The organism is Flavobacterium sp. 40-81 (genome assembly GCF_001898245.1).
Lineage (GTDB): Bacteria > Bacteroidota > Bacteroidia > Flavobacteriales > Flavobacteriaceae > Flavobacterium > Flavobacterium inviolabile.
Map to the genome: position 1 here is coordinate 34070 of NZ_MKTM01000025.1, position 12753 is coordinate 46822.

Annotated in this window: 9 protein-coding genes; 7 read left to right on the forward strand and 2 right to left on the reverse strand. The window is 40.2% G+C overall.

The genetic code is table 11. The annotated features are described in order from the left end of the window. Positions 1–65: 65 nt before the first annotated feature. Complete coding sequence (locus tag BGO42_RS09375) at positions 66–1340, reverse strand: sensor histidine kinase (RefSeq protein WP_273246860.1); 1275 nt, start codon at positions 1338–1340, stop codon at positions 66–68. A gap of 310 nt (positions 1341–1650) precedes the next feature. Continuing rightward, on the reverse strand, positions 1651–3573 hold the full coding sequence (locus BGO42_RS09380; RefSeq protein ID WP_177733660.1) for an LTA synthase family protein: 1923 nt from the start codon (positions 3571–3573) through the stop codon (positions 1651–1653). Positions 3574–3705: 132 nt separating this feature from the next. Between BGO42_RS09380 and BGO42_RS09385 the strand changes: the two genes are divergently transcribed. The 7 genes from BGO42_RS09385 to BGO42_RS09415 all read left to right on the forward strand — a co-directional run bounded on the left by BGO42_RS09385 (position 3706) and on the right by BGO42_RS09415 (position 12677). Then, a complete protein-coding gene (locus tag BGO42_RS09385) occupies positions 3706–5484 on the forward strand; it encodes an AMP-dependent synthetase/ligase (RefSeq protein ID WP_177733658.1) in 1779 nt (592 codons plus the stop codon). Positions 5485–5599: 115 nt separating this feature from the next. Next, a complete protein-coding gene (locus BGO42_RS09390) occupies positions 5600–6052 on the forward strand; it encodes a MarR family winged helix-turn-helix transcriptional regulator (protein ID WP_177733656.1) in 453 nt (150 codons plus the stop codon). A 78-nt stretch (positions 6053–6130) separates the two neighbouring features. Continuing rightward, positions 6131–8521 carry a 3-hydroxyacyl-CoA dehydrogenase/enoyl-CoA hydratase family protein gene (locus BGO42_RS09395; protein ID WP_177733653.1) on the forward strand — a complete coding sequence of 797 codons (2391 nt, stop codon included), beginning with the start codon at positions 6131–6133 and terminating at the stop codon, positions 8519–8521. Positions 8522–8604: 83 nt separating this feature from the next. Then, positions 8605–9786 (forward strand): acetyl-CoA C-acyltransferase, encoded by a 1182-nt coding sequence (locus BGO42_RS09400; protein WP_273246859.1) that lies wholly within the window; start codon positions 8605–8607, stop codon positions 9784–9786. Between the two features lie 47 nt (positions 9787–9833). Next, complete coding sequence (locus tag BGO42_RS09405; protein ID WP_177733650.1) at positions 9834–10187, forward strand: four helix bundle protein; 354 nt, start codon at positions 9834–9836, stop codon at positions 10185–10187. A gap of 46 nt (positions 10188–10233) precedes the next feature. Continuing rightward, positions 10234–12024, forward strand: coding sequence for an acyl-CoA dehydrogenase FadE (locus tag BGO42_RS09410; RefSeq protein WP_177733648.1), 1791 nt, complete (start codon positions 10234–10236; stop codon positions 12022–12024). A gap of 128 nt (positions 12025–12152) precedes the next feature. Beyond that, a complete protein-coding gene (locus BGO42_RS09415; RefSeq protein ID WP_177733646.1) occupies positions 12153–12677 on the forward strand; it encodes a superoxide dismutase family protein in 525 nt (174 codons plus the stop codon). Positions 12678–12753 lie beyond the last annotated feature (76 nt).

Here is a 12753-nt window from a genome sequence, read left to right on the forward strand (position 1 = left end):
TTCCAAAAGCAATCCCAAAACGGCGCAACAAAAATTAAACAGTAGTCCAAGATCAAACTCCTGCTTTAGCCTTTCAACGGTAATACAAACTTAAAAGTACTTCCTTCCCCATGCTTGCTTTCGGCCCAGATTTCGCCCTGATGCCTTTTTATAAATTCACTGCAAAGCAATAAGCCCAATCCGTTCCCGATTTCATTTTCGGTCCCTTTCTGGATGACTTTTTCATTAATTTTAAACAACTTTTCTTTTATGCTATCCGGAATTCCAATACCGTTATCGGTAATAGACACCTCAACTTTTTGATTTATCTTTTGCATCGTTACTATAATTTCACCTTGCTGGTCTGTAAATTTAATAGCATTTGTCAGCAGGTTTCGCAAAACAGTATCGATCATATCCTTATCCAACTCAACCATAATCGTTTCTGTCGCTTCAAACCTAAGATCGATGTTTTTATGCAATGCCGTATTTTTATTGAGCGCTACGTTGTCTTCGATCAGGCTATTTAATGTCACTTTTTGAGGATTGTATTGGATCATCCCGGTTTGTACCCTGGACCAGTCCAACAGGTTTTCAAGCAGCTTATAGATATTTTTGTTCGATTCATGAAGCATTCCGGTGATCTGTTTAATTTCTTCCCGGGTATAATCTTCAATTTCCTGCGCCATGATTTCCGACAGTACCAGTGAGGATCCCAACGGCCCTTTCAGATCATGGGCAATTATGGAAAAGAATAAGTTTTTATCTTTTAGAAGTTTCTGTATTTTAAGGTCCTGTTTCTCTTTTACCAGTAATAAAAACCCGACTGTACCGATAAGCGTGAGCAGGAATAAACCAATGCTGTACAAACTATCAAAAGTACTGTATCGGAAAAAATATTTTTGCGGGCTTATATAGCTATAAACAGCCCGTAAAAAGATTAAAATTTCAAATGCAACATAACACAGCAGGTAAAAAATCCGGAATAAATTATTGGCTTTTTCTGTAAAATAGCTGATGGTTGGCGGTAAATAAATCGCAAATATCCCTAAAGACATTATTACAATACGGGTATTAATCGAACTCTCTAAAAACGTAGCAATATTAAAAACCAGCAGGGCTGCAATTGTTATCCCAACCTGAAAATGATAACGCCTCTTAAATCTTGCTTTGGTTAAGGACATTATCGCAATCGTTTCATAACAACCTCCCAAAAGAATGATTGTATTGGCAATATTGATGGAGATGAAATCCGGAACGATGTTTCTTAAAAAAATGAATACCCACCCGATTGTCAGTAATATTTTACCATAGCCAAAGGTTTTTAATTTTTTTCTATTCTCAATAGTAGCATACGACAACGAATAACTAAAAATTAGAATACAAACAAACAAGTTTCCCCAAAAATAAAGTAGGAAAACCGTTTTTGGATCTAAGGGTAAAAATTGGAACATTATAGCGTTTCGTATATTAAAAACCGGTCGCAAATATACAAATTCACAGTGGAATCAATACGGATATCCCCTATGTACAAAACAACGGACCAAATTACAAAACACCAACAGTAAACGATCTTTTCAATCCGGCTTAAAATAAGCCGCTGTAAAACAAAAAATCTCCGGCAATAACCAGAGATTTTCTATTCTTGAATATAAAGCCTTTTAAACCGCTTTATTTTGCATAAAGCTTCTTGTCGATGATACGCTCATAGTAATCCTGTAAAAACGCTTTACAGGCCACCTCAATAGCATCCATCTCTTTATTTCTGTTCCCGATCAGGTTTTTCTCCAAACCTCTGTCGTTTATATCATAAAATCCGGTCGCTTTTTTACCGTCAAACAGGCAGATATAATTTCCGCGCTGAAACTGGTATTGCGTGCCGTTATAGTTCATCACAAAAGGCTTGATCGATTTTTCATCCAGCAGGCTTCTTCCCCAGCTTCTAAACGGTTTGTCATACCCAATCATATCCAGTAAAGTCGGATAAATATCGATTTGCTGCGCCAATTCTTTATTAACACCGGTCAGGCTGCCATCCGGCTTGTAAATCAATATCGGTACTGCCGAACGATTCACAACCTTATTGTATTCGTCATAGCCCACCTGGTTACAGTGGTCTGCCGTAATCACAAAAATGGTATTGTTAAACCAGGGCTCTTTTTTAGCTGCTTCAAAAAACTTTTTAAACGCATAGTCCGTGTACCCTACGCATTCGTGCATCTGTATTGTTCCTTTTGGAAACTTCCCTTTATATTTTTCCGGAACCACAAACGGCTCATGGGACGAAACGGTAAAGATCGTTCCCATAAAAGGCTGTTTCTTCTTGTCGAAAGTTTGTTTCATAAACTGGAAGAACGGCTCATCCCATATTCCCCAGGATCCGTCAAAATCCGCATCATTATTGTATTCCGTCTTACCGTAATAATGATCAAATCCCAATATATTACCAAAGCCTAAGAATCCCATCGAACCGTTAGGAGCGCCGTGGAAAAATGACGTATCATAACCTTCTTCTTTTAAAGTGGAAACCAGCGACTGTATTTTCTGTTTCGGGTATGGCGAAGAAGTAAAAGCATCCTGGAAAGAAGGAATACCCGCCAGTACCGACGACATTCCGTGAATAGACTTACTACCGTTAGCAAAAGCATTGGTAAAAATCAAACTGTGCTGCGACAACGAATCAATAAACGGCGTATAGCTCACATAACCCGGTATGTTTTTATCCTTATTAAAAGCCCCTATATATTCCCTGCCGTAACTTTCCGTAATAAAAATAACAATATTCGGTTTTGTCTTCGGATGGTTACGATACAGCTTAATCGGTTCAATTTCGGTATTCACAACATCCTGCGATACAAAATTCACTTTCTTAAAGCTCGTGGTACGCATTGTTCTGATAATTGCAAAAGGCGTATTCAAAACAATATCGGCATGTTCCGGCTTGGTTACATAACGGTTTGCATCCACGATATTAATAGGACGTGTACTCTTTTTAAAATCGCCCCGGATACCGCCAACGGCCATTACCGCAATAACAACAAGTCCCAGCAAAGAGGAAAGGAAATATTTCGGTTTATTTTCATGCTTCACCTCCACTACCTTCACCTTTTTGTACAGGTAAACCCATAAAAAGGCACAAATAAAAAACAACAGGTAAACGTGCCAGTAGCTCACAATAAAGCGGGAAAACATATTGCCTTTATTGGATTCGTTTTTAATAATATCCATAAAAGCGATCGTTGTCCGGGCATACGTAAACCGGTAGTAGATAAAGTCTATAAAATTGGTCGCATAACCAATCAGGTTAAAGACAAAATACACATAAAACAGGAATTTCTGGTATCCTTGTTTAGTGGTTATCCATAACGGAAGTATGGAAAGCACCACAAACAAAGCATTCAGATACAAAATCGCGGCAGTGTCAAACACCATACCGTGATATGCCAGTGCTAAAAAGTCGGAAACGGAATCCACCTTCAGCAGCTTGTAATTGTATGTAAAGAACAGCAGTCTGGCAATGAAATAGAAAAGATAGGCTAAAAATAATCTGTAGAATAACGCCTTATATTCCTGAATACGATAATTTGTGTTCATAAAATCCTATAAAAGTCAAAATTATAAAGGAATCAAAATTACAAAATTACCAACACCACTTTTATAATTATTGCTTTTAAATTTTTTGGTTTGAGTTTTTTTTATAATTTGCAGTAACAAAAAAAACAGGACATGACTAACGTTACACGCTTATTTGACTTTCCATATTACCAGTTAGAGAAATACAACCTGTCTGACGCATTGGTAACAAAATACAATGGTCAATGGGTAAAAACATCTACTAAAGAATATCTTGATAAGGCCAATGCCATTTCCCGAGCGTTATTACGAATGGACATTCAGAAAAATGATAAAATTGCTGTCATTTCTTCAAACAACAGAACCGAATGGAATATTACCGATATAGGTGTATTGCAAACCGGAGCCCAAAACGTTCCGATCTACCCTACTATTTCGGAAGACGATTATGAATTTATCCTAAACCATTCCGAAGCGATTTACTGCTTTATTTCCGATATAGAAGTTTTTAAAAAAATCAATGCCATCCGCAGCAGAGTACCTTCTTTAAAAGAAGTATATTCCTTTGACCAGATTGACGGTTGTAAAAACTGGCAGGAAGTGCTGGACTTAGGAGCCGACGAAAGCAATCAGCAGCAGGTAGAAGACCGCAAAAACAGTATTGTTACTACCGATCTGGCTACTTTAATATATACTTCCGGAACCACCGGAAGACCAAAAGGAGTAATGTTAAGCCACCAGAACATTGTTTCCAATGTACTGGCAAGCTCCGTAAGAGTACCGTTAAGAGCCGGCAGCACAAGAGGATTAAGCTTCCTGCCGATTTGCCATATCTTCGAACGCATGATATTGTACCTATACCAATATTATGGTATCTCGGTATATTTTGCCGAAAGCATCGACAAAATGAGCGACAACCTGAAAGAAGTAAAACCGCATGTCATGACTGCCGTTCCACGTCTTTTAGAAAAAGTTTACGATAAAATATATGCCAAAGGAGCCGATTTAACCGGAATCAAGAAAAAACTATTCTTCTGGGCAATCGACTTAGGCCTGCACTACAAACCCTACGGCGAAAACGGATGGTGGTACGAACAAAAACTGGCCATTGCCCGAAAACTGATTTTCAGCAAATGGCAGGAAGGACTTGGCGGACAGCTGGAACTGATGGTTTCCGGTAGTGCTGCATTACAGTCGCGTTTAACCCGTGTTTTTGCCGCAGCCGGTATCCCTATCATGGAAGGTTATGGTTTAACGGAAACCTCACCGGTAATTGCCGTTAACGATCAGCGTAACCGCGGTTTTAAAATTGGTACCGTTGGAAAAGTTTTAGACAACCTGGAAGTAAAAATTGCCGAAGATGGTGAAATCCTTTGTAAAGGACCAAGCATCATGATGGGCTACTATAAAGATGAAGAGAAAACTGCCGAAGCATTACAGGACGGCTTTTTCCATACCGGCGATATCGGAGAAATCGATAGCGAAGGCTTCCTGAAAATCACCGACCGTAAAAAAGAAATGTTCAAAACTTCCGGTGGAAAATACATTGCCCCTCAAATCATTGAAAACACGATGAAACAATCCCGCTTCATCGAACAGATCATGGTTATCGGCGATGGCGAAAAAATGCCGGCCGCGTTTATACAGCCAAGCTTTGACTTCCTGAAAGACTGGGCAGCACGCAAACACCTTACTATAGGTACTACCAACGAAGCCATCGTTAGCAACGAACATGTTATTGAACGTATTAAAGAAGAAGTTGACGCCATCAATAAAAAGTTCGGACACTGGGAACAAATCAAAAAATTTGAACTTACCGCAAATGTCTGGTCAATTGACGGAGGCGAATTAACCCCGACACTGAAGCTCAAAAGAAAGATCATAAAGGAGAAATACCAAAATCTTTATGATAAAATCTACAATAACTCTTAAAAAAATGAATAGACTCCTCCTCGCTGGGGAGTTTTTTTTTATTTAACTTAAAATTAATTTTCCAATATTATGCATGCATAGTATTTTTTTGTATATTTGAAATCACAGAAGAAAAATGAAGGACAAAACTATAGATTATGTTTTACGTGCAACCTGGCAAGCTGTTGCAAGAATGTACAACGAAGAAGCTACAAAATATGGCGCCACTATGGCTACAGGTTTTGCTTTGTTAAGTATCGACAGGGAAAACGGAACACCATCAACAGCCTTAGGCCCGAAAATGGGAATGGAAGCAACAAGTCTGACCAGGACTTTAAAATCCATGGAAGACAAAGGGCTGATTATCCGAAAAAAAAATCCGGTAGACGGACGCGGTGTATTGATTCACCTGACCAAATTGGGTAAAGAAAAACGAGAACTGTCTAAAGTAACCGTATTGAAATTCAATGAAACTGTAAAGCAGCACATCAGCGATGAAAAACTAAACCATTTTATGGAAGTCGCTGAGATCATTAATGAATTGATTATGGATAAAACCATCTTCAATACAGAGGAGGATTCTAATTAATAGTACAATAATTGACTGCCTGCCCGTAATATAGCTACCGGCAGGCAGTCAGGCAAACAAAGAAAATTGAAAACACAAATGAAACGACTAATCAAAAAAGTAGCGGTTATTGGATCGGGTATCATGGGTTCTGGAATTGCCTGCCATTTTGCCAATATCGGTGTAGAAGTATTACTTCTCGATATCGTTCCGAGAGAACTAACCGACGCTGAACAAAAAAAAGGATTAACATTAGAGAGTAAAATTGTTCGCAACAGAATTGTAAACGAACATTTGGCCAACTCTTTAAAATCAAAGCCCTCTCCTATTTACGATCAGAAATTCGCCAGCCGTATTACGACCGGAAATATGGAAGATGATCTATCCAAAATCAAAGATGTCGACTGGATCATTGAAGTTGTAGTAGAACGTTTGGACATCAAACAAAAAGTATTCGAACAAATTGAAAACTTCAGAAAACCGGGTACTTTAATTACTTCAAACACTTCCGGTATTCCAATTAAATTCATGAGTGAAGGACGCAGTGAAGATTTCCAGAAACACTTCTGCGGCACCCACTTCTTTAATCCGGCACGTTACTTAAAATTATTCGAAATCATTCCTGGTCCGCAAACAACAACAGAAGTACTGGACTTTTTAAATAACTACGGTGAAAAATTCTTAGGAAAAACATCCGTAGTAGCCAAAGACACCCCTGCATTTATCGGAAACCGTATCGGAATTTTCGGAATTATGAGCCTTTTCCACCTGGTAAAGGAAATGGGATTAACAATAGAAGAAGTAGACAAACTAACCGGACCGGTAATCGGACGACCAAAATCGGCTACTTTCCGTACCGTTGATGTGGTTGGTCTGGACACCCTGGTTCACGTAGCCAACGGTTTGTATGAAAACTGTCCGAATGACGAAGCACATGACTTATTCAAACTTCCGGATTTCATCAATACCATGATGACCAACAACTGGCTGGGAAGTAAAACGGGTCAGGGTTTCTATAAAAAAGTAGACAAAGACATCCTGTCTTTAGACCTGGATACTTTAGAATACAGAGCCGCTAAAAAAGCTTCTTTCGCAACTTTAGAATTAACCAAAACAATAGACAAACCCATTGACCGGTTTAAAGTACTGGTAAAAGGAACCGATAAAGCCGGTGAATTTTACCGAAAAAGCTTTGCCGCCATGTTTGCCTATGTATCCAACAGAATCCCTGAAATTTCAGACGATTTATATAAAATAGACGATGCCATGAAAGCCGGTTTCGGATGGGATAACGGTCCTTTCGAAATCTGGGATGCCGTAGGCGTTGAAAAAGGTATCGAATTACTAAAAGCCGAAGGATTAACGCCGGCGGCCTGGGTAAATGATATGCTTGCTTCCGGAAACAAAAGTTTCTACACGGTAAAAGAAGGCACAACACATTATTACAATATTGCTTCCAGATCCCAAACCAAAGTACCGGGACAGGATGCCTTTATTATCTTAAACAACATCCGCGAAAGCAAAAAAATATGGAGTAACAGCGAATCCATCATTCAGGATTTGGGAGACGGAATTATCAATGTGGAATTCCAGTCCAAAATGAACTCCATTGGCGGTGGTGTTATCCAGGGAATCAATAAAGCTATTGACCTGGCCGAAAAAGAATACTCCGGATTGGTTATTGGCAACCAGGCTCCTAATTTCTCTGTAGGCGCTAATTTAGCCATGATCTTCATGATGGCGGTAGAACAGGAATATGACGAACTGAATATGGCTATCAAAGCCTTCCAGGATACTATGATGCGCGTGCGTTACTCCGGAATTCCGGTAGTAGTGGCTCCGCACGGAATGACTTTGGGCGGCGGATGCGAAATGAGCATGCATGCCGATAAAGTGGTTGCTGCTGCCGAAACCTATATCGGATTAGTAGAATTTGGTGTCGGGGTTATCCCTGGCGGCGGCGGTTCTAAAGAAATGGCTTTACGGGCTTCCGATACCTTCCGCAAAAATGATGTGGAACTAAACGTACTTCAGGAGTACTTCCTGAACATCGGTATGGCAAAAGTAGCGACTTCCGCTTATGAGGCTTTCGACTTCGGAATTCTTCAGAAAGGAAAAGATGTCGTAGTAGTCAACAAAGACCGTCAGTTGGCCGAAGCTAAAAAACACGCTTTATTATTGGCCGAAGCCGGTTATACCCAGCCGGTAAAACGAAAAGACATCAAAGTACTGGGCAAACAAGCCCTGGGAATGTTCTTAGTAGGAACCGACAGTATGGAAGCCGGACACTATATCTCCGAGCACGATAAGAAAATTGCAAACAAACTGGCTTACGTAATGGCCGGAGGAGATTTATCGGAACCGACATTAGTAAGCGAACAATACCTGTTGGATTTAGAAAGAGAAGCTTTCCTATCACTATGTGCAGAAAGAAAAACACTGGAACGTATCCAGTTTATGTTAACGAAAGGAAAACCACTTAGAAATTAGACAAAAGGAATTAGAAGTCAGCAAAAAGAAATCGGCCTGTTCCTTTATCTTTTCACTTACTTCATTCATCTAAAACAAAAACAATGAAAACAGCCTATATAGTAAAAGCATACAGAACAGCCGTTGGTAAAGCACCAAAAGGAGTATTCCGATTTAAAAGACCGGACGAGTTAGCTGCCGAAACCATAGAATACATGATGAAGGAACTGCCGGACTTCGACAAAACCCGTATTGACGATGTTATGGTAGGAAATGCCATGCCGGAAGCAGAACAGGGATTAAACGTAGGACGTCTGATTTCCTTGATGGGATTAAAGATCGAAGATGTTCCCGGTGTAACTGTAAACCGTTATTGCGCATCCGGAATTGAAACCATTGGTATGGCAACCGCAAAAATCCAGGCCGGAATGGCCGACTGTATTATTGCCGGTGGCGCAGAAAGCATGAGTTATATCCCGATGGGTGGTTACAAACCTACACCGGATTATAAAATTGCAGCAGCCGGTCATGAAGATTATTACTGGGGAATGGGACTAACAGCGGAAGCCGTTGCAAAACAATTCAACGTTTCCCGTGAAGACCAGGATGAGTTCTCCTATAATTCCCATCAAAAAGCATTAAAAGCCCAGATTGACGGAAAATTTGAGCAACAAATCGTTCCGATCACTGTAGAACAGGTATATATTGATGAAAAAGGCAAAAAGGCTGCAAAATCCTATATTGTCAATAAAGACGAAGGACCAAGAGCCGATACTTCAAAAGAAGCTTTAGGAAAATTAAAACCTGTTTTTGCTGCCGACGGTAGCGTTACAGCCGGTAACTCTTCCCAGATGAGCGACGGTGCCGCATTTGTTCTGGTAATGTCTGAAGAAATGGTAAAGGAATTAAACCTGGAACCCATCGCACGATTAGTAAACTATGCTGCTGCCGGTGTGGAACCAAGAATTATGGGTATCGGTCCGGTTAAAGCCATTCCGAAAGCCCTGAAACAAGCCGGTTTAAAACAGTCTGATATTGAATTAATCGAATTAAACGAAGCCTTTGCAGCACAAAGTTTGGCAGTTATTCGCGAATTAGACCTTAACCCGGATATCATCAATGTAAATGGTGGTGCCATTGCTTTAGGCCACCCGCTGGGATGTACGGGAGCAAAACTATCGGTTCAGCTTTTTGATGAAATGAAACGCCGCGGAAACAAATACGGTATGGTTACCATGTGTGTTGGAACCGGTCAGGGCGCAGCCGGAATATATGAATTGCTTTAGTATTTGAGGAGAGAGAGGAAAGAAGAAAGAAAAAAGACTAAAGAGTTATGAGACATAACTTTAAAAATTTAAAAATATGGACTTTAGCTATGGAAATTGCCGCCGATATTCATAAGGCATGCAAAACCTTTCCAAAAACTGAAGTATATGGTCTCATAAGTCAAATGAATAGATGTTCTGTTTCTATGCCATCAAATATAGCAGAAGGGTCAAGTCGGGGAAGTAAACATTTTCAACATTTCCTGGACATTAGTTTAGGCTCGTCCTATGAATTACAGACGCAGTTATTAATCGCGCTTCAAAACCAATATATTTCTGAGGAATCAGCTATAACAATAGAAAATAAAATTATCGAATTTCAAAAGATGACTTCGGGATTCATAAACAAGTTAGGCCGTTAGTCCTGCTTCTTTACTCTTTCATCTTTTATCAAAAAATCAATTAAAAATGGAAAACATAACAAGAGGAGGTCAATTCCTTGTAAAAGAAACAAAAAGTGAAGACATCTTCACTCCTGAGGATTTCTCAGAAGAGCAGTTAATGATGCGTGACTCTGTAAAAGAGTTTGTTGATAAAGAATTATGGCCTAACAAAGACCGTTTTGAGAAAAAAGATTATGCCTTCACAGAAGAATGCATGAGAAAAGCCGGTGAACTGGGACTTTTAGGGGTTGCTGTTCCGGAGGCTTACGGCGGACTGGAAATGGGATTTGTATCGACCATGCTGGTTTGTGACTATATTTCCGGAGCTACCGGATCTTTCTCTACCGCATTTGGTGCCCATACCGGGATCGGAACCATGCCGATTACATTATACGGTACGGAAGAACAAAAGAAAAAATACGTTCCGAAATTAGCCAGCGGAGAATGGTTTGGTGCTTACTGTCTGACAGAGCCGGGAGCCGGATCGGATGCTAATTCCGGAAAAACCAAAGCTGTTTTATCGGAAGACGGTAAAAGCTATAAAATTACCGGTCAGAAAATGTGGATTTCCAATGCAGGATTCTGCAGCGTATTCATCGTTTTTGCCCGTATTGAAGATGATAAAAACATCACCGGATTTATTGTAGAAAATGTTCCGGGTAACGGTATTACGTTAGGAGAAGAAGAACACAAATTAGGTATTCGCTCCTCTTCTACCCGTCAGGTATTTTTTAATGATACGGTAGTTCCGGTAGAAAATATGCTGGCTGGCCGTGGTGAAGGATTTAAAATCGCGATGAATGCCCTGAACGTAGGCCGTATCAAACTGGCGGCTGCCTGTTTGGATGCACAACGCAGAACGATCTCCGGAGCTGTAAAATATGCCAACGAAAGAATTCAGTTTAATACACCAATTGCCAATTTCGGTGCTATCCGTTCCAAACTGGCAGAAATGGCAACTTCCTGCTATGCCGGGGAAAGTGCTTCTTACCGTGCTGCAAAAAGCATAGAAGACAGAATTAATGCCCGTATTGCAGAAGGCGCCTCACATCAGGAAGCCGAATTAAAAGGTGTGGAAGAATTCGCTATTGAATGTTCCATCCTTAAAGTGGCCGTTTCGGAAGACATGCAAAACTGTTCGGACGAAGGAATCCAGATTTTTGGCGGAATGGGCTTCTCAGAAGACACCCCTATGGAAAGTGCCTGGAGAGATGCCAGAATTGCCCGGATTTATGAAGGAACCAACGAGATCAACCGTATGCTTTCTGTGGGAATGCTGATAAAAAAAGCAATGAAAGGACATGTTGACCTTTTAGGACCTGCCATGAAAGTAGCCGAAGAATTAATGGGAATCCCTTCTTTCGACACACCGGATTATTCCGAATTGTTTGCCGAAGAAAAAGAGATCATCGGCAAATTGAAAAAAGCATTCTTAATGGTTGCCGGTAGTGCGGTTCAGAAATACGGACCGGATTTAGACAAACACCAGCAATTATTAATGGCTGCTGCCGATATGTTAATCGAAATCTATGTAGCGGAAAGTGCTATCCTGAGAACCGAAAAATCGGCTAAAGCCAATGGTGCTGAAAACGTTAAAGAGCAAATCGCAATGGCGCAATTGTATTTATACCATGCGGTAGACACCATCACGCTGAAAGGAAAAGAAGGAATTGCTTCTTTTGCCGAAGGCGACGAACAACGCATGATGTTAATGGGATTACGTCGTTTTACAAAATATGTAAATGTGCCTAATGTAGTGGCATTGAGAGAAATTATTGCGGATAAATTAATAAAAGAGAACCATTACTGTTATTAATAACGCAATAATTATTTTGGTTTAGTTTGTTTGAAAAAAGCCGCTTTGCATTTTGTAAAGCGGTTTTTTTAATTATTTATCTTACATGGCCCCTTTAATTTCCGTAAATTTGATAAAAACAAAATATCATGAAAAAAATCATATTCCTTTCTTTCGGACTGGCACTGTTATTTTCCGGCTGTAAAACCAAAACAGCATCAAAAGCAAACGAGCTGAAAATAAACCTGGAGGCCAAAAGCAACACTAAAACCAGCGGCACGGTTACCTTTAGCGAAAAAGACGGCGTAGTTACCTTTACAGCGAATATTGCAGGACTAAAACCGGGTATTCATGCCATTCACATCCATGAAAAAGCAGATTGCTCTTCTGCCGATGCTACTTCTGCCGGCGGACACTGGAATCCAACTTTTAAAAAACACGGCAAATGGGGCTCAGCAGAATACCATAAAGGCGACATTGGAAACTTCCCGGCAGACCGTAACGGTAACGGAAAAATCATCATGTCCACAAACGAATGGTGTATTGGCTGCGGCGATCCTGCAAAAGATGTTCTTGGAAAAGCCATCATCGTACATGAAGGTTCAGACGATTTTGTAACACAGCCAACAGGAAATGCCGGCGGACGTGTTGCCTGCTCTGCAATCATCCGATAAGTTTCAATAATATTCTTAAAACTTGCCTGCATATTTTTGTGGGAGCAATAAAAAATATAGCTTTGCGGAATAATAC

Coding starts and splice junctions, on each gene's coding strand:
- BGO42_RS09390 (WP_177733656.1), top strand. CDS start 5,600: ATGAAGGACAAAACTATAGATTATGTTTTACGTGCAACCTGGCAAGCT.
- BGO42_RS09400 (WP_273246859.1), top strand. CDS start 8,605: ATGAAAACAGCCTATATAGTAAAAGCATACAGAACAGCCGTTGGTAAA.
- BGO42_RS09385 (WP_177733658.1), top strand. CDS start 3,706: ATGACTAACGTTACACGCTTATTTGACTTTCCATATTACCAGTTAGAG.
- BGO42_RS09415 (WP_177733646.1), top strand. CDS start 12,153: ATGAAAAAAATCATATTCCTTTCTTTCGGACTGGCACTGTTATTTTCC.
- BGO42_RS09380 (WP_177733660.1), bottom strand. CDS start 3,573: ATGAACACAAATTATCGTATTCAGGAATATAAGGCGTTATTCTACAGA.
- BGO42_RS09405 (WP_177733650.1), top strand. CDS start 9,834: ATGAGACATAACTTTAAAAATTTAAAAATATGGACTTTAGCTATGGAA.
- BGO42_RS09410 (WP_177733648.1), top strand. CDS start 10,234: ATGGAAAACATAACAAGAGGAGGTCAATTCCTTGTAAAAGAAACAAAA.
- BGO42_RS09395 (WP_177733653.1), top strand. CDS start 6,131: ATGAAACGACTAATCAAAAAAGTAGCGGTTATTGGATCGGGTATCATG.